Source organism: Eubacterium multiforme (genome assembly GCF_030813415.1).
Lineage (GTDB): Bacteria > Bacillota > Clostridia > Clostridiales > Clostridiaceae > Clostridium > Clostridium multiforme.
Window position 1 is genome coordinate 126,976 of the sequence record NZ_JAUSUF010000001.1, and the last position, 17,958, is coordinate 144,933.

Below are 17,958 nucleotides of genomic sequence, written 5' to 3' on the forward strand. Positions count from 1 at the left end.
AAGTAATATATTATCTATTATTTTAACATTTATTTTTATTCATAATATTTATATAAATCTTAAATTATTCAGAAATAGACTCTACTAAATCACGTAATAATTCAAAATTATAGTGAAGATAAAAAGAAACATTTAAATCATCTTCTTCAAGATTATACACTATAAAATTAACAATTTTTCTTCTTGTATCATAATCTAAACTCATATTTGTATTAAGTTCTACAATATCTTCATTTGATAAATTAATCATCTCTAATACATTATTTTCTTCACTTTCATAGTATCGTATTGTTACAGTAATACAATCCCCTTCACTACATTTCATCTCTTTAATTTTTCTTGCAAGCTCATCTGTAAATCTATTATCTTTTATGAAATCATATTCTATTTCATCTGAAAATGCATTATTATCATTTATTAAATAACTATCCTCTTCAATTTTTATAATATCAAAGTTTTCATAGGCTTTTTCCTCAATTTTTTTCTTATGTATTTCATTAAAATCTATTACTTCCATAAAAAAACCTCCTTAAAATTCACTCCCTATTTATCCCTAAATATATTATATCAATTTGTTAATCTATTTTGTATTACACTTTGATTTTCTTTTAAAATTTGATATACTTATATTATAGTAAACATTTACATAATATTATTTTTATAGCATATTACTAATATTATATTGAAATAAATTTTAATTTAAGGAGTGATTTTAATGAATACCACAACAAATAACAATCAAGATAAAATACTATACTCATTAGCAAATGATGTTAATTTATTTCTTGCTAAAAACCCTGGTAAGTACTTTACTTCCCATGAAATTGATGCAATGTTAAATTCAGTATCCTATAGCCATTTAAAAGCTACATTAATGCTAAATAATAGTATAGATTCAAATGACCCTTCGGCGTATATTGATTCAATTTGTTCTTATCTTTCAAAAAAGAATTTAATTAAACACTCTACAAAAGTTTGTCCTTATGAGAACAAAGCTGTTGATGCCTTTTCAATTTAATAATTAATATATTTAAAAGCATACTTATCCCTTGTATTTAGGGGTAAGTATGCTTTTATTTTTTATCTTTTCTTTTTATTTCTAAGTCTTACAGGACCTCTACTTTTTTTGCCTTTATATTTTGGTGAATCTTCAGTTCTAGAATTTTTATTATTTCTAGAATTATTATCCTTTGAATATCTTTCTTTATTACCTTTATTATGGGAAGATTTATTGTCTCTTTCTCCATAACCTTTTTTCTTTCCTTTGTATCCAGAAGAAGATTTCTTCTTACCATGCATACTTGCAATATAACGAGTTTCCTTTGATTGAATTAAACATTTTGGTCCATTTCCAATTAAATCTTCTCTTCCTGCAAGTTCTAATGCTTTATGAACTAAATTATAATTTTTAGGATTTTTAAATTGAAGAAGTGCTCTTTGCATAGCTTTTTCTTCTCTAGTTTTTGGAATATAAACTTCTTCCATTGTTAAAGGATCAAGTCCTGTATAAAACATTGTTGTTGACATTGTTCCTGGTGTTGGATAGAAATCTTGAACTTGCTCTGGTTGATACTTTGTATCTCTTAAATATTCAGCAAGCTCTACTGCTTCTTTTAATCCGCATCCTGGATGACTTGACATTAAATATGGAATTAAATATTGCTCTTTTCCAAGTTGCTTATTTATTTTAAAGAATTTTTCTCTAAACCTATCATAAGTTTTTCCAGCTGGCTTATTCATATATTTTAAAGCTTGAGGAGCTACATGTTCTGGTGCAACCTTTAATTGTCCACTTACATGATGTTCTATTAATTCTCTAAAGAAAGTATCATCTTTATCAGCCATTATATAATCATATCTAAGTCCTGAACGTACAAATACTTTTTTAATCTTTGGAAGTTTTCTTATTTTTCTAAGTAAATGTAAATATTCTGAATGATCTACAATCATATTTTTACATGGCTTTGGAGTTAAACATTGTTTGTGTTTACATGCACCTAATGTAAGCTGAGTTTTACATGCTGGTCTTCTAAAGTTTGCAGTAGGACCACCTACATCATGAATATATCCTTTAAAATCTTTAAGATTTGTTATTTCAACTGCTTCATTAATAATTGATTCTTCACTTCTACTTTGAACTGCTCTTCCTTGATGGAATGTTATAGCACAGAAATTACAATTACCAAAGCAACCTCTTGAACTTACTATTGAAAATTTAACTTCCTCTATTGCTGCAATTCCTCCATCCTTTTCATATATAGGATGATAGTTTTTTGCATATGGAAGGGCATAAACTTTATCAAGTTCTTCTCTAGTTAATGGCATTTCTGGTTTATTTACAACAACATATCTATTTCCATGTTTTTGAATAATTTGTTTTCCTCTAACTGGATCCTGTTCTTCATATTGAATTTTAAAAGCTTCTGCATATTTTCTTTTGTTAGATGAAACTTCCTCACAGGATGGAATTTCAATATAATCATTATAAACTTCATCTAAGGATTCCACTGCATAGCAAGTACCATTTACATGTCTTATGTATTTAGCTTCAAATCCATCATTTAAACAATTAGCTACTTCAACTATTTGTCTTTCACTCATACCATATACTAAAAGGTCTGCTCCACTATCTATAAGAATTGAATTTCTTACATTGTCTCCCCAGTAATCATAATGAGCAAATCTTCTAAGACTTGCTTCAATTCCTCCAATAATCAAATTAACGTGCTTATAAGCTTCCCTAATTTTATTACAATAAACAATAGTAGCTCTATCTGGTCTAGCTCCCATCTTTCCACCTGGAGTATAAAGATCTTTGTCTCTTCTTCTCTTACTTACAGTATAATGGTTAACCATAGAGTCCATGTTTCCACCATTAACTAAAAATCCAAGTCTTGGTTTTCCAAGTTTCATAAAATCTTTTGTACTGTGCCAATCTGGTTGAGGAATTATACCAACCTTATATCCTGCATCTTCTAATACTCTAGAAATAATTGCAGTACCAAAGCTATGATGATCTATATAGGCATCTCCTGTAACAATAATAAAGTCACATTGTTCCCAACCTCTATCTTCCATATCTTTTTTACATATTGGTAAAAATCTATTTTCTGTCATATTATCACCTTCTATCTATATTATTAACATCTATATTCAAATTTTAGTCCAATTTAATATTATAAAGCATATTTCTCTATTATAATACTTTAATTTAAGAAAAAAAGATATTTTTTTAATTTATTTATTATTTTATATAAATTTTTGCATAAAATAATAAAAGAACAAGATAACTTGTCCTTTTATTATTATGAAATGGATAGTAAAAATCCACTCTAAAAAAATTAAATAAGCATAAGGGAGTATCTAAAATTAACACTACTTTAAACCATAGCTAAATTTAATAATTTTCTACATTAAATCTTCTCTTATTATATTTAAAATATTATCTTTTAAAAATATTTTTCCAGTTAATTTTTCTTCTATATTTTTAAAATCTATATTTTTTAATGTATCTGAATGTATTCTTCCTTCTTTTACTATTCCATTTTCTATATTTAAATTTACTTGAATATTTCCTATTGGTAATTTTTCTTCTAATATAACATCATATTTAGGGCTTTCTCCAAAGTTCCATAATGGATTTTTATATTTATCATAAAATTTAGGGGTTTTTAAATTAACATTGTAAATATCTTTTTCTGATATTTTCCCATATATCTTTTCAAAGGCTTTTTCTAAAGAAATTTTTAAACTTTCAATTGTAATTTCATTATTTAATTCATTTAAATTAATAACTCTGCTCTTTACAGATTTTATTCCTTTTGACTTAAGTTTTAATTTAGAAGGATTAAGAACATCTCCTAATATATTAACATTTACATTAACCATTAATGTTCCATGATGAAAATAGTTTCCATCTTCATTATAAAAGGCATGACCTGAAAATTTTCTTCCATTTGCTAAAAGGTCATTTCTCCCTGAAAATTCAACCTTTAACCCAAAACCTTCTACTGCTAATTTTAAAACCTTCATTTGTTTTTCTAAATCTACATTTTCTTCCTTTGTTACAAATGTAAAGTTTAAATTGGCTAAATCATGAAATACTGCTCCACCACCTGAAATTCTCCTAGCTAAAAATATATTATTTTCATTCATGTAATCAATATTACATTCTAAATATGGATTTTGATTTCTACCTATAACTACAGTTTTATCATTTTGCCAAAGATATAATATAGTTTCATTATTTCTTACAGTTTTTAAAAGCTCCTCTTCTAATGCTAAATTATAATATGGATTAGTTTCCTCTGATATAACAAGTCTATTCATGATAATGTATAGCTCCAATTGAAAGTCCAAGAGCTGCTTCATGAATTACTTCACCAGTTGTTGGGTGGGCAAATATTGTATCTACTATATCCTCATCTTTTATATTATTTTTTATTATTACTGTTAATGTACTTATAAGTGAAGATGCATCAACACCTATTAATGAAGCCCCTACTATTTTATTATTGTCCATATCTTTAATTATTTTTATAAAGCCTCTACTTTCACCCATTGTAAGTGCTTTACCATTAGCTGAAAATGGGAATTTACTTATCTTTGTATTAATTTTATTTTCTATACATTCTCTTTCTGTTAATCCAACAGATGCAATTTCTGGTGCTGTAAATATTACATTAGGAACACAGTCATATTTCATTTTCTTATCCTTTGAAAGTATATTGTCTACTGCAACAATTCCTTGATTAGAGGCAACATGTGCAAGTTGCATTTTATTATTAACATCACCTATTGCGTAAATATTAGGAACATTAGTCTTTAATGTATCATCTACCTTTATACCTCTTCCCCTATCATTTAATTCTATAGAAGTTTTTTCAATATCTAATCCATCCATATTTGGTTCTCTTCCAATTGCAACTAAAACATTTTCTGAAATTAAATATTTTTCCTTTCCTTCATTTTCAAAAAATACAATTGCATCTTTATTTTCTGATTCTCCAATTTTAGTAACCTTTGAAGATGTATATATATTTATTCCATTATCCTTTGCTATATTTTTAATTTCTTCTGATATATCATCATCAACCATTGTAAGAAGTCTATCCATATATTCAACTACATTTACCTTTACACCAAAGTTTGAATATATAAACGCAAATTCCATTCCAATAACTCCTCCACCAATTATTGTAATAGATTTTGGTAAATTTTTATTATCTAATGCAGATGTACTATTTAATACAAATGGTAAATCTATACCTTTAATATTTATTTTAGAAATTTTAGAACCTGTGGCAACAATAATATTTTTAGCTTCTATTTTATATTCATCTTTTCCCTTTTTTGCAACTACTATTTTATCATCTAAAAATGATGCACTTCCCTTAATTACTCTTACATTATTTTTACTTAATAAATAATCAATTCCTGAAACTAAATTTCCTTTTATTTTATCTTTTCTATCTATAACCTTATCCATTTTAACTTTTATATTTTCAACTTCAAAACCAAACTCTTCACCTAAAAGTGCATCTTTATATACTTCAGAAGATTTTACTAAAGCCTTTGTTGGAATACATCCTACATTTAAGCATGTTCCTCCAAGTTCTCCCTTTTCTATTACTACTGTGTTTAAACCTTTCTTTGCTGCATAAATAGCTGCAACATATCCGCCAGGTCCTCCACCAATAATTAAAAGGTCTGTCTTTATATCTTCTTTCTTACCTTTAATCATATTTCCAAAGTAATCAACTTTAGGTTTGTTATCTATTTTATCATCTCCACTTACTACAAATAAAATATCATTAACCTTTACTTCATCACCTTCTGAAACTTTGATTTCTTCTATCTTAAAATTACCTTTTGCTTTAAAAGGACTGTTTCCCTTATTAGTTTCAAGTTGAAGTAATACATCATTAAGTTTAACTTCATCTCCTACTTTAACATTTATTTTTCCAATTTTTGATGTTTTACTGTGTCCACTTATAGTCTCTAATTTTATATCCATATGTCTACCTCTATTCTTAAAATCTCTATTTTTAAATATTTACAATGAAAAAAGGTTACTTTAAAAGTTATTTAAATTTAAATTTTTTAAAATCCCCTAAAAATCTTAAAAAAATCAAATTACATATAACCTTTAGAGCAACCATACTTTTTTTGGATTAAATAAATTTATTTTTATTTAAAATCCTTTTCAAATTCATCAAGTGAATCCTTTAATAAAGTAACAGAATATGCCATAGTTGGTCCACCACCAAAGGCAACAGATACCATTGCTGATTCTAATATTTCTTCTCTAGTTGCTCCAGCTTCTAATGCTTTATATGTGTGGAATACTATACAATATTCACATCTGTTATAAACAGCTATAGCAACACTTATTAATTCTTTTGTTTTAGTACTTACAGCACCTTCTGCATAGTTTGTACCTAAAAGATTCATAAAAGCATTAACACTTTCACCATTTGTTTCTCCTAAATCCTTTAATCCACCCATAAAATCGTTTAACATTGATCTTACATCTTTTTTCATATTAAAAACCTCCTAAAATATTTTTAATTTAAATACTTGCAATATTAACACTTGCAGTATTAATTCTTAGCATTGCAAGTATTATTTAATATAAAAATACCACCATTTGGTGGCATTGTCAACTTATTAACAAATATTTTTTATCATTTTTTCTAAAACTTTTTTAAAATTATCCAATTCTTCAGAGGAAATTTCTTTTGTAGCATCATCTTGAAACTCTTGTCCTAACGGTAATACTTTCTCTCTAAGCTCTTTTCCTTTATGGGTTAAAAATATACTTGTAACTCTTCTATCATTAGCCTGCTTCTTTCTTATAACTAAATCTTCTTTTTCCATACGGTCAATTAATCTAACCATTGACGATTCTTTTACATTCATAAGATCAGAAAGTTCCTTTTGAAAAATTCCATCTGATTTTCCTATATAAAATAAGGCTATCCACTGGACTCTTGTCATACCGTATTCTTGCACTCTTTTATTAAATTCATCTGCCAACTTTTTTGCTCCCTTATTCGTTATAAAACCAATGCAATCATCTATATTAAACATAGCCTCATCTCCTTTTCTATACTTGTCACAATATTAACTATTATATTGCTAAAATTAATTAAATTCAACTTATTTATAACTTATAATTGGGAATAAATCAAATTTATTCCCAATTATAATATACTAAATTTTAATCTAGTTTTCCAATATTTTTTCAATTCCTATAATAGCAGCTCCAAGGGCTCCACATATTTGTGGCTCCTTTGCTATAAATATTTTGCTATTTAATCTTTCCTCTAAAGCTTTTATAACACCTTTATTTTTTGCAACTCCACCTGTCATCATATACTTTTCCCTTCTTGAAACTCTCTCTACAAGACCAACTGTTTTTGTTGCTATTGATTTATTTATTCCATGAATTATATCTTTTCTTTCTTTATTATCTGCAATTAAAGAAACAACTTCTGATTCTGCAAAAACTGAACATACACTTGTTATTGTTAAATCTTCTTTATAAGAAAGTCCTTCCTCTGACATTTGTTCTAAATCAATTTCTAATGTTTTAGCTATCATTTCTAAAAATCTTCCAGTTCCTGCTGCACATTTATCATTCATAACAAAACTTTTTACATTTCCATTTTCATCTATTCCTATTGCTTTGCTATCTTGACCACCTATATCTATTATAGTTCTAACTTCAGAATTCAAAAAATGGGCTCCCTTTCCATGACAAGTTATTTCTGTTATATTTTCATCTACAAAAGGAATATTATATCTACCATACCCTGTACCAACTATAAAAGAAATATCTTCTTTTTTAAGATTTGCTTCTTCTAATGCTAAATCAAAAGCTTTAACTGCTGAATTCATACTTTTAGCACCAGTTTTTACTATTATACTACTTAATATATTTTTATCTTTATCTAATATAACAGCATTTGTAGATGTTGAACCACTATCTATTCCCATAACATATATTTTATCTTTATTTTTTATATCTTTCATTTTTATGTTTCCTCCACCTAATTGCTCATTAAAGGCTTCTATACGTGTTTTTATTTGCCCATTACTTTGATTTGTAAGGTCTGTTTCTATTTTTAGTATAGGTAAATTGCCTCTTTGAAGACTCATATATTCATAAGAATAATGATCACAAAACTTAATTGTATTATAAATAATTCCTTTTAAATTAGGATCTTCTAATAAAGCCCTTCTATTTGTAACATCTTCCATTCTCATACAAGGAGTATAATTTAATATTTCACTTGCATACCAACTTATTGCTTCATCTTTATTGTTAAAATTTTCTATATTAGTTAAGTAATGATTTCTTGAGCAAGTATTATTTACTAATGGATAGCTTAAAGAATCTTCTATCTTTTGAATTAAATCCTTTGAAGCTCTTGCCCCTAGTATAGAAACATATTTATTTTCAGGTAAATTATTTGAATCTAAATATTTATATAAACTTTTATTGAATTTATCTAAATCAAACTTTTTTAATGAAAATTTTTCATATTCATCTATAAATTTTAGTATTTCATTTTTTAAAATTTCTTTTGCACAGCAATTATTTTTTCTAGGTAAATCCATCATATATACAAATTTTATTGAAGGTATTTTTTCTAAAGTATCTTTAAGTCTTCTTATTGAATCACAACAATTTACTAAAAAAATCTTATCTATTTTCTTTTTAACTACAATATCTAATAAGACTTTGCTATAGGAACACATATTAGGATGAAGTAAAATTTCTGAATCTTTAAACCCATCAATTTCACTTTCTATAATTATTCCCTCTTCTGAAAATCCATCAAACACTGCAAATGGACTATATTTGCAAATACAAGCTATCAATTTATTTATCCCCCTTATTGTCATTATCAATCATTTCAAAAAAGGCTTCTAGCCTTGTTTTATTTTGTCCCTCTTGACTATTTCTTCTATCAACTGCATCTCCATCTAAATTAAGAACTGGAATATTATTTTCTTTAAGAAGTTCCTTCAATATTAAAGCTCCTCCACTTGATTGTTTACATCCAAAATGGCAAAAGTTAATAACCCCATCTGCATTAAGATTTTTTGAGAGATTTAGTATATTTTCAGCACGCCTTTCATAAGGTCCATTAAAAGAGTTTAAAATAAGCTTTTTAGCTATTGATTCATAAGGGTTATCTACATCTAACTTATGAAGATAGTCTCCATTCATATCTGACATTATAAGTTGATATTTTTCATTTTTATTTAAAAATCCTTTTATTGATTCACTATAAAATGGAAGTAAATGAACCCATAGAAGCCTTTTTCCACAATTATTTTTAGGAGCATTTTTTACATCTTCTAAAAGTAATTTAAAAAATTCTAAAGTGTCTTTCCTGCCCATTCCCATATGAGTTGCAAAGACTTTAAACATTTCACAGGTTAATGTATTTGTAAAATATCTATCTTTTAAAATATCTAAATATTTTAAATAATAGTCAATAGATTTATTTTCATTTTTTATAATTTCTTTTAACTTATTTTCATCTAATTTTTTATGTACATGATCTTCAATAAAAGTTACCATTTCCTTTAATTGTGCCTTCACATATTCTTCTCCATCTTTTGAATACTCATAAGGAATATCAATTACGAATTTATCTATATTATATATATCTGACAAACACCTAAATGTATTTATATTTCCATCACAAGCTGTAGATGTTGTAATAGCAAATTTTGGTTTATTTATTATTCCAGTTAATGCACCTCCTATAAAGGTTTTATGATAAGAGCATAAGCTATCTGATATTCCAAAGCTTTCTGCCTTATCTATTAAAACATCTTCACATTGAGTTCCTGATATATATGAAGAAAATGCTTCTATAAGCTGTGGATTAATATCAAAAGCATGCAAAAATTCAGTTGGTGTAAATACATTTACAAAGGCTGAATTATCTGGATTATTCATAGGAGCTAACGTAAATTCCATGCAAAGTTTAGATAAATATCTTAAAGACTTTGGTAATTCTTTATCTCCTATAAATTTCAAATTAAAATATTCAAAATTATACCCTAATTTAAGCATCTTTTTAATTTTTTCTGGATTATCAATATTTTTCTTTAAAATATCACTATAAATCTTTATAAAGTCCATAATCTCTCCTTAAATTAAAAAATTTGTTTATTAGTAAATTATTACTAACAATGTTTTTAATTATACAATAAATCTAAATAATAATTTTTACAATATGTATACATTAAGTTAATAATTTAAAAACTTTTATCCTAATAAATTTTATAGTTATAAAATTTGTTTATAAGTAAATAAATAAACAATATTTTATTTATTTTCATTATAGATTTATAATGATTATGTAGACAATATGAAAGGAGCTTAAATTATGGAAAAAAATAATACTATTTCTCTGCCCTCAAACAAATATATAAAATTTTCAGTATGTATTGCAATCGGTATCATACTTTGGCTTATTCCACATCCAATTGGAGTATCAGCTATAGCATGGCATATGCTTGCCATATTTATAGCAACAATAATTGGATTTATCTTAAGACCATTTCCAATCGGTGCTGTTGCAATAATAGGTGTAACTTTAGCCATAATAACACATACAATTACAATGAAAACTGCCTTTAGTGGTTTTAGTAAAAATATAATTTGGCTTGTAGTTATGGCATTCTTTATATCAAGAGGGCTTTCAAAAACTGGTTTAGGTTCAAGAATCGCGTATAAATTCATAGAACACTTTGGTAAGAAAACTTTAGGTCTTTGCTATTCAATTGTTTTTTGTGATTTGATTTTAGCACCTGCAACTCCTAGTAATACAGCTAGAGCTGGTGGAATTATTTCACCAATTGTTACTTCCCTTGCTAAAAGTTTTGGATCTGACCCTGAAAATGGAACAGAAAGAAAGATTGGATCTTTCCTTATGTTTTCAGAATTCCATGGAAATATTATAACTTCAGCAATGTTTATGACAGCGATGGCTGCAAATCCATTAGCTAAAAGCTTAGCTGCAAGTTTTGGTATACAGATAACTTGGTTTAGTTGGTTTTTAGCCGCTTTAGTTCCAGGTGTTATTTCATTAATAGTTATACCATTTATAATATATAAATTATTTCCACCAGAAATTAAGAGTACTCCAGATGCTCCAAAGCTTGCAGAAGAATCTCTTAAAAAAATGGGGAAACTTAAGAATTCTGAAAAGATAATGGCTTTAATTTTTATTCTTGTATTAGTTTTATGGATATTCGGAGGATTCTTACATATAAATACAACTCTTACAGCTTTAATTGGATTTTCATTACTTTTAATATTTGATGTGTTAAATTGGGATGATGTTAAATCAGAAAAAGGTGCTTGGGATGTTCTTATTTGGTTCTCCATACTTGTTATGATGGCAGATCAATTAAATAAGCTTGGACTAATCTCTTACCTTAGGGATATAGTTAAAGCACATTTAACAGGTTTTCCATGGCCTGTAATACTAATAGCTTTACTTGTAGTATTTTTCTACAGTCATTATCTATTTGCAAGTGCTACTGCCCATGTAAGTGCTATGTATTCAGCATTTCTTGGTATAGCTTTAGCTGAAGGAGTTCCTCCAATGCTTGCAGCTATTTCACTTGCTTTATTTGCAAATCTTTTTGCATCAACAACTCACTATGCAAATGGACCTGCTACCATACTTTATAGTTCAGGATATGTACCTCAAAATAAATGGTGGGGCCTAAACTTTATATTAGGAATATTCTATTTTATAATTTGGTTAGGTATTGGTTCATTATGGTGGAAACTAATTGGAATGTATTAATTATAAAAGGAGTGTATTATTTATGAGCAATTTAAAAGAACAAGACATTTTAAGAAACCCATTTTTAAATAAGGGAACAGCATTTACAGAAGAAGAAAGAGAAAAATATAATTTAAATGGTCTTTTACCAAGTGCTGTACAAATGATAGAGGAACAAGAAGTATTAGTTTATGAAAAAACAAAAACTTTTGATAATAATTTAGATAAACATTTATTTCTTATGAATCTTTATAATACAAATAGAACATTATTTTACTATACTATTGGAAGACATATAACAGAATTCCTTCCAATAATATATACACCAACTATAGGAGATGCAGTAATAAATTATTCAAAAACTTTTGATACACCTAAAGATGCAGTATTTTTATCTGTAGACCATCCTGAACTTATTGAATCTTCAATAAAATCTGCTCTAAAAGATCTTGAAGAAATAAAATTAATAGTTGTTACAGATGGTGAAGGTGTTCTTGGTATTGGTGACTGGGGTGTTCAAGGAGTTGATATTTCAATTGGTAAACTTGCAGTTTATACTGTAGCTGCTGGAGTTAATCCAAAAAGCGTATTACCTATAGTTATAGATGCTGGTACTAATAATGAAAAACTTCTAAATGATCCTTTCTATTTAGGCAATAAACATAAAAGAATTACAGGAGAAAAATATTATGACTTCATAGATAAATTTGTTAATATATCACTAAAACTTTTCCCTGAAGTTCTTATTCACTGGGAAGATTTTGGACGTTCTAACGCTAGAACTATACTAGAAAAGTACAGAGATAAAATCTGTACATTTAATGATGATATTCAAGGAACTGGAGTTATGATGGTTTCTGCTTTAAATGCTGTAGCTAAAGTTACAGGAATTCCAGTAAAAGATCATAAAATTTTAGTATTTGGTGGTGGTACTGCAGGTGTTGGGGTATCTGATCAAATATTATTTGAAAAGATGATAAGTGGATTAACTGAAGAAGAAGCTAAAAAGGACTTCTATTTAGTAGATAGACAAGGACTTCTTACTAAGGATATGAAGGATCTTACAGAAGGACAAAAAAGATATGCAAGAGAAATAGGAGAAATAAAAAAACCTTTAACTGATCTTGAAGAAATAGTTAGAGAAGTTAAACCAACTGTTATAATAGGTACTTCTGGTGTACCTGGTGCCTTTACAGAAGGAGTTGTTAAAGCAATGTCTGAAATTAATGAAAGACCTGCTATTATGCCTATTTCAAATCCAACTAAACTTTGCGAAGCAAAAGCTTCAGATATTATAACATGGAGTAAAGGTAAAGCTTTAGTTGTAACTGGAAGCCCTTCTGCTCCAGTTGTATATAACGGAGTTACTTATACAATAGGTCAAGCTAATAATGCTTTGCTTTATCCTGGACTTGGTCTTGGAATAATTGTTGCAAAATCAAAAACTGTTACAGATGATATGTTATCACAAGCAGCACATGGAATTGCATCACTTCAAGATCTTTCAGAACTTGGAGCACCAATTTTACCTCCAGTTGCAAATCTTAAGGAAGCTTCAAAATTAGTAGCTACATCAGTTGTACGTGAAGCTGTTAAAGAAGGTATAAATAGAGCAGAAATTAACGATCCAGAAGAAGCAGTAATTAAAGAAATTTGGGAAGCAAAATACTAATTTTTAAATAAATCTTATTAAAGGAGATAAGTAATATGAAAATTTTCATATTACTTATCTCCTTTTAATTTTCTATCTTTTAGAATAATATTTATTTTAAAATTTATCTAATAAAGTCAACTTTCATTTAAGCTATAGCCCAAATTTTACTTTTTGTTCATTATTTTATAACTATAATAGTGTATCCTAATATGAAAGGAGTTGTATGTATGAATATAAGAGATTTAGAATATTTTAATCATTTATGTAAAACAAAAAGTTTTACAAGGGCTGCAAAGGAACTTTACGTATCACAACCATCTATTACCATGTCTCTTCGTAGACTTGAAAAAGAATTAAATTCAAAGCTTATAATAAGAGATCACTCAAAAAAACTTTTTACTCTTACAGAAGCTGGAATTGTATTTGAAAAACGTGTTAAAAATATTTTATATCAAATGAATGAAGCAAAACTTGAAATAGCTAAAATACATAATGATAAAATAAAGCTTGGAATTCCACCTATTATAGGTGCCTATTTTTTTCCTTTATTTATTGATGATTTAGTTAAATATGATTTTGTAAAATATATTGAATTTGTAGAAACTGGTTCCCTTGCAATGAAAAATCTTTTAAATTCAGGTAAAGTTGACATATCATTTATAGGTTCCCTTACTCCTCTTAATGATAATAATATAGATTCAACTATTTTAAAGAAAGATTCCTTTATGCTATGTGTAAGTGAAAATCATCCTTTATCTAAAAATTTAGTGGTGGATTTTAAATCACTTAGTAATGAACAATTTATAGTCTTAGGAAACTCTTATATACATGGTAAAGTTCTTAATGATCTTTTAAAAAAGAATAATATAATTCCTAAAAATATATATCATACTGAAGAAATACAAACAGCAAAATCTTTAATTGCCTCAGGTCTTGGCATTGGAATTATGATTAATATGGCTGTAAAAAAAATGCCTGGAATAAAAGTAATTCCTCTTAAAGAACCTGTGCCATTTTATATATCTTTAGCATTAAAAAAAGATCATTACATGACAAAAAAAGAAAAAGAAATTCGTGATTTAATTATAAGAAAAAAGATATAATCTTTGCTATAAAAAATGTTATAAGTGAAAATAATAATCCAACAGATAAAAAGGATATAATTATAATATTAAAAATTAAAACTATAGTTACTGCCTTATTAAAGGAAACTTTAAATATAAAAAAGAAAATTCCAATTATAAGGCTAACTAAAAATATAAAACCTATTCCATCTAAAGAATTTTTTAAATCTGCTTTACTTAATGACATATGAGAACTTACTGAAATGGCTATAATCATAAATATCCAAAAGCCTAATGTTTTAATGTTTGATAACGTAAATAAAGACCCTAGAATATTTTTAAATTCTAAAATAATATAATTTAAAAAGTCTAAAATACTAAAATCTTTACTAAGGCTCAAATAGTTATTAAAATGAATAGTTTTCATAAATTCATTAAAACTATCTTTCATTAAAAACTTATAAGCAATAATTAAAATAAAAGTTCCAATTAAAACTGGTGCAACTCCTATAAAGAAATTCCCTATTCTTTGATAAATACTTTTTAAATTATAAGAATGTCTAACATATCCAAGTTCTCCACTATTGTCTATATTTAAGGAAAACCATTTAACATCTATAACCTTGTGTAAAAATAACTTACACATAATAAAATGACTAAATTCATGAACTGTAGTTCCTATAATACCTGTAAAAATTATTCCGCCTTTCCCAAGGCTTCTATATATTAAACTATTACTCTTCCCCTCAATATGTCCTATTAATAATCCAAAAACTATTAAAGAAGCAATTGTTCCTACTGTAAATAATATACTTAGTTTAAATATTTCAATCATGTTTTAATTCCTCCTCTTTAAACTAACTATCATTATAACCTATTATAAGAACAAAACTTTCTTTTATTGTTTCTAAAATATTAAGATTTATTATTTATTTTAACTAAACAATTTTCTTCTAATATTTTAGTTATATATTTAAAATCTAATTCATCAAAATTAATTTTTATATTTTTTTTATTATTAAATTTAATTACATAAGTATGTGCTGTATCAAACATTATTCCTACACAGTCTATTTGTAAAACATCATTAAAACTTTTAAATTCACCATTTGATAGTTCTATTCCGTCATTATATATTTTGTTTTTAAATTTTACACTTAAAGTAAAATAAAATACTAAAGTTATTATTGAAACTATTATTACTATTATATATAAATTTAACATTGCACCATTTAAATATTTATATGAATAACCTTTTATATCATAATTTATTATTAATTCAAGTATTGTTAAAGCTGCTATGGATGCTGAAACTCCAATCCACTTGTTATATTTTTCTTCCTTATACTCATATAACTTTCCAAAGTTTCCTCTCCTATCTCTATGCCTTGAAACCTTTATAACATTAATTCCAATAAATACTGTACATAAAAAGCAATAGCTAATATAAACTATGAAATTTACTTGTAATGCTGATATATTATGCATAAATATAATTTCATTTATAAAAAATATTGTAATAAAAGCAATGAAACTAGTACTTATAAGTTTCTTTCCTTCATTCATATACCTTCCTCCAATAACTTTAAGATGTTCTTATAAATATTCTCCTATTGCTATAATATTAATTTTATTATAATTAATTCATTATAATTTCTACTTTATTTTTTTCTTATAATATAAGTATATTAGTTTTGAAATTATTGAAATTATTATAACAATTACTATACAAACTACTCCACAAACCATAAAAAACTCCTCTGGTAATGCTTTAATTATTGGATCTTTCCTTTCATCAAAAATCCAATAATCATTATTAAAAAGAATTTCATGAAATTTATTAAATACATAGGTAAAGTCAAAATAAAAAGCAGCCAAAAGTGAAAGGAAACCTACAATTACAAAATTAAACATATAACTTAAACTCTTAATTGGAAATTTAAATTTCTTTCTTTTATATAATATAAATAGAATAATTCCAATTGTTAAAAAAATACAAAATAATATTTCAATAGTAAATATTATATTTTTAACCTCAAAGAAATGATATTTTCCTTCATAACTCATAGGAAAATTTTCAAAATTAAGTTCTTTAATAAATGGATTCCTTAAATATTTAATTATTTTAGTATACTCATTAATTAAAATTTCTCCTTTTACTCCACTAACACTTTCTATAGAATATTTAGGTATACAAAATTTATATATTATAGTTGTATTTAATACAACTATAACTCCAGTTATAAGTGAAAATAAAAAAATATATATTGAGAATACTATTTCTTTAAATTTATTTCCCATACATTCCCCCCAATAATTAAAATTAATTTTAATATATCATAATTTTTAATCATTTTCCATTTAAATACAAAAATATATATTCTTTCAATACTTTGTGACACTTTATTTTTCTGTCACAGTATTTTTATGCATTTATTCTATTTTTTTCTTTACATTGTGACAGATGATTTTTCATTAAATTTTTATTAATATACTAATGTATTTTATGTATTTTTATTAATTATTTATATGAAAACATTATAATATTATTATATTTTTTGTAAACATTATATGTAAACATGCACATTTTGAATTTTAAACATTTCATTTCTAAGTTTTTTTATGATATTCTTACCTCGTTGTTTAATTAAATTTAAGCACTTATATTTTTTTATATTTGGAGGTAACTAATGAAGAAGCTCGATTGTAAACAATTAACTAAGAAGCTTGTATTCTTTTTTCTTGGTGTATGGATAATTCAAATAGGTGTTGCAATATTTATAGGAACTAAAATAGGATCAGATCCTTTTACAGTATTTACTCAAGGACTAGCTAAGGTTATAAATATAACTCCTGGCATAGGAAATATGATTATCACTTTTACTTTCTTAGTAATTATATTAATATTCTCAAGAAAATCTATAAATATAGGTACAGTTCTTGCAATGATATCTGCTGGACCTTTTATTGATTTAATGCTTAAAGTTTTTGAAAACTTTCATTTTGATAGCTATAACATTGTAATCAAAATGCTATTTTTAGCTCTTAGTTGCGTAATAGTTGCTATTGGTTTCTCATTACTTAAAGCTACTGATTTAGGAGTTGCTCCAAATGATGTTATTCCATTTATTTTATCAGATAAGATAAAGGTAGAATATCGTTTTGTTCGTATAGGATTAGATGTAACTTTTGTTGTTGTTGGATTCTTGCTTGGAGGAGTAGTTGGTGTAGGTACTATAATAGCTGCCCTACTTACAGGTCCATTAATACAATTCTTTATGCCTAGATTAGAAAAAGTTGTTCATAAAGTAATATACGATATTGAAGAATTAGAAGAAAAAATAGCTACTAGTGAATTAGCTAAATAATATATAAAAGAGATGCACTTATTAATTTTAAGTGCATCTTTTTTTAT

Annotated in this window: 16 protein-coding genes; 5 read left to right on the forward strand and 11 right to left on the reverse strand. The window is 26.1% G+C overall.

The annotated features are described in order from the left end of the window. Positions 1 to 64 precede the first annotated feature (64 nt). The gene (locus J2S18_RS00640) at positions 65 to 517 is read right to left on the reverse strand and encodes a hypothetical protein (protein WP_307481880.1); all 453 of its coding nucleotides are present in this window, start codon (positions 515 to 517) and stop codon (positions 65 to 67) included. Between the two features lie 198 nt (positions 518 to 715). Here J2S18_RS00640 and J2S18_RS00645 point away from each other — a divergent pair, with 198 nt between their 5' ends. Next, entirely contained in the window at positions 716 to 1,018 is a 303-nt protein-coding gene (locus J2S18_RS00645; protein ID WP_307481883.1) for a hypothetical protein, read from the forward strand. A 62-nt stretch (positions 1,019 to 1,080) separates the two neighbouring features. On the opposite strand, the gene J2S18_RS00650 is transcribed toward J2S18_RS00645, so the two are convergent. The 7 genes from J2S18_RS00650 to J2S18_RS00680 all read right to left on the reverse strand — a co-directional run bounded on the left by J2S18_RS00650 (position 1,081) and on the right by J2S18_RS00680 (position 10,168). Continuing rightward, positions 1,081 to 3,117, reverse strand: a complete 2,037-nt coding sequence (locus J2S18_RS00650) for a YgiQ family radical SAM protein (protein ID WP_307481884.1) — start codon at positions 3,115 to 3,117, stop codon at positions 1,081 to 1,083. Positions 3,118 to 3,408: 291 nt separating this feature from the next. Further along, on the reverse strand, positions 3,409 to 4,329 hold the full coding sequence (lplA, locus tag J2S18_RS00655; protein ID WP_307481887.1) for a lipoate--protein ligase: 921 nt from the start codon (positions 4,327 to 4,329) through the stop codon (positions 3,409 to 3,411). After that, positions 4,322 to 6,016 carry a dihydrolipoyl dehydrogenase gene (gene lpdA / locus J2S18_RS00660; RefSeq protein WP_307481889.1) on the reverse strand — a complete coding sequence of 565 codons (1,695 nt, stop codon included), beginning with the start codon at positions 6,014 to 6,016 and terminating at the stop codon, positions 4,322 to 4,324. The genes lplA and lpdA overlap by 8 nt, the downstream gene beginning before the upstream one ends. 173 nt (positions 6,017 to 6,189) lie before the next feature. Then, complete coding sequence (locus tag J2S18_RS00665; protein ID WP_307481892.1) at positions 6,190 to 6,543, reverse strand: carboxymuconolactone decarboxylase family protein; 354 nt, start codon at positions 6,541 to 6,543, stop codon at positions 6,190 to 6,192. A 126-nt stretch (positions 6,544 to 6,669) separates the two neighbouring features. Then, on the reverse strand, positions 6,670 to 7,092 hold the full coding sequence (locus J2S18_RS00670; RefSeq protein ID WP_307481894.1) for a MarR family winged helix-turn-helix transcriptional regulator: 423 nt from the start codon (positions 7,090 to 7,092) through the stop codon (positions 6,670 to 6,672). Between the two features lie 135 nt (positions 7,093 to 7,227). Further along, positions 7,228 to 8,889, reverse strand: a complete 1,662-nt coding sequence (locus tag J2S18_RS00675; protein WP_307481897.1) for an acyl-CoA dehydratase activase — start codon at positions 8,887 to 8,889, stop codon at positions 7,228 to 7,230. 1 nt (position 8,890) lies between these two features. After that, on the reverse strand, positions 8,891 to 10,168 hold the full coding sequence (locus J2S18_RS00680) for a 2-hydroxyacyl-CoA dehydratase subunit D (protein ID WP_307481899.1): 1,278 nt from the start codon (positions 10,166 to 10,168) through the stop codon (positions 8,891 to 8,893). A 247-nt stretch (positions 10,169 to 10,415) separates the two neighbouring features. Here J2S18_RS00680 and J2S18_RS00685 point away from each other — a divergent pair, with 247 nt between their 5' ends. The 3 genes from J2S18_RS00685 (at position 10,416) to J2S18_RS00695 (ending at position 14,582) form a co-directional block, all read left to right on the forward strand. After that, the gene (locus J2S18_RS00685) at positions 10,416 to 11,846 is read left to right on the forward strand and encodes an anion permease (protein ID WP_307481902.1); all 1,431 of its coding nucleotides are present in this window, start codon (positions 10,416 to 10,418) and stop codon (positions 11,844 to 11,846) included. Positions 11,847 to 11,868: 22 nt separating this feature from the next. After that, positions 11,869 to 13,497: an NAD-dependent malic enzyme gene (locus tag J2S18_RS00690; RefSeq protein WP_307481904.1), complete on the forward strand. Its 1,629-nt coding sequence runs from the start codon at positions 11,869 to 11,871 to the stop codon at positions 13,495 to 13,497. 209 nt (positions 13,498 to 13,706) lie between these two features. Continuing rightward, the gene (locus J2S18_RS00695) at positions 13,707 to 14,582 is read left to right on the forward strand and encodes a LysR family transcriptional regulator (RefSeq protein ID WP_307481907.1); all 876 of its coding nucleotides are present in this window, start codon (positions 13,707 to 13,709) and stop codon (positions 14,580 to 14,582) included. On the opposite strand, the gene J2S18_RS00700 is transcribed toward J2S18_RS00695, so the two are convergent. The 3 genes from J2S18_RS00700 to J2S18_RS00710 form a co-directional block, all read right to left on the reverse strand. Then, positions 14,563 to 15,378 carry a hypothetical protein gene (locus tag J2S18_RS00700; protein WP_307481909.1) on the reverse strand — a complete coding sequence of 272 codons (816 nt, stop codon included), beginning with the start codon at positions 15,376 to 15,378 and terminating at the stop codon, positions 14,563 to 14,565. The genes J2S18_RS00695 and J2S18_RS00700 overlap by 20 nt on opposite strands. A gap of 80 nt (positions 15,379 to 15,458) precedes the next feature. Further along, positions 15,459 to 16,109, reverse strand: a complete 651-nt coding sequence (locus tag J2S18_RS00705; protein ID WP_307481911.1) for a hypothetical protein — start codon at positions 16,107 to 16,109, stop codon at positions 15,459 to 15,461. Between the two features lie 90 nt (positions 16,110 to 16,199). Then, a complete protein-coding gene (locus J2S18_RS00710; protein ID WP_307481914.1) occupies positions 16,200 to 16,844 on the reverse strand; it encodes a TIGR01906 family membrane protein in 645 nt (214 codons plus the stop codon). 389 nt (positions 16,845 to 17,233) lie between these two features. Here J2S18_RS00710 and J2S18_RS00715 point away from each other — a divergent pair, with 389 nt between their 5' ends. Next, the gene (locus tag J2S18_RS00715) at positions 17,234 to 17,911 is read left to right on the forward strand and encodes a YczE/YyaS/YitT family protein (RefSeq protein ID WP_307481917.1); all 678 of its coding nucleotides are present in this window, start codon (positions 17,234 to 17,236) and stop codon (positions 17,909 to 17,911) included. Positions 17,912 to 17,958 lie beyond the last annotated feature (47 nt).

What these genes read in the sequence shown, in the direction of transcription:
- J2S18_RS00680 (WP_307481899.1), bottom strand. Translation starts at nt 10,168, where the DNA reads ATGGACTTTATAAAGATTTATAGTGATATTTTAAAGAAAAATATTGAT.
- J2S18_RS00700 (WP_307481909.1), bottom strand. Translation starts at nt 15,378, where the DNA reads ATGATTGAAATATTTAAACTAAGTATATTATTTACAGTAGGAACAATT.
- J2S18_RS00645 (WP_307481883.1), top strand. Translation starts at nt 716, where the DNA reads ATGAATACCACAACAAATAACAATCAAGATAAAATACTATACTCATTA.
- lplA (WP_307481887.1), bottom strand. Translation starts at nt 4,329, where the DNA reads ATGAATAGACTTGTTATATCAGAGGAAACTAATCCATATTATAATTTA.
- lpdA (WP_307481889.1), bottom strand. Translation starts at nt 6,016, where the DNA reads ATGGATATAAAATTAGAGACTATAAGTGGACACAGTAAAACATCAAAA.
- J2S18_RS00710 (WP_307481914.1), bottom strand. Translation starts at nt 16,844, where the DNA reads ATGGGAAATAAATTTAAAGAAATAGTATTCTCAATATATATTTTTTTA.
- J2S18_RS00650 (WP_307481884.1), bottom strand. Translation starts at nt 3,117, where the DNA reads ATGACAGAAAATAGATTTTTACCAATATGTAAAAAAGATATGGAAGAT.
- J2S18_RS00670 (WP_307481894.1), bottom strand. Translation starts at nt 7,092, where the DNA reads ATGTTTAATATAGATGATTGCATTGGTTTTATAACGAATAAGGGAGCA.
- J2S18_RS00685 (WP_307481902.1), top strand. Translation starts at nt 10,416, where the DNA reads ATGGAAAAAAATAATACTATTTCTCTGCCCTCAAACAAATATATAAAA.
- J2S18_RS00640 (WP_307481880.1), bottom strand. Translation starts at nt 517, where the DNA reads ATGGAAGTAATAGATTTTAATGAAATACATAAGAAAAAAATTGAGGAA.
- J2S18_RS00665 (WP_307481892.1), bottom strand. Translation starts at nt 6,543, where the DNA reads ATGAAAAAAGATGTAAGATCAATGTTAAACGATTTTATGGGTGGATTA.
- J2S18_RS00690 (WP_307481904.1), top strand. Translation starts at nt 11,869, where the DNA reads ATGAGCAATTTAAAAGAACAAGACATTTTAAGAAACCCATTTTTAAAT.
- J2S18_RS00705 (WP_307481911.1), bottom strand. Translation starts at nt 16,109, where the DNA reads ATGAATGAAGGAAAGAAACTTATAAGTACTAGTTTCATTGCTTTTATT.
- J2S18_RS00715 (WP_307481917.1), top strand. Translation starts at nt 17,234, where the DNA reads ATGAAGAAGCTCGATTGTAAACAATTAACTAAGAAGCTTGTATTCTTT.
- J2S18_RS00695 (WP_307481907.1), top strand. Translation starts at nt 13,707, where the DNA reads ATGAATATAAGAGATTTAGAATATTTTAATCATTTATGTAAAACAAAA.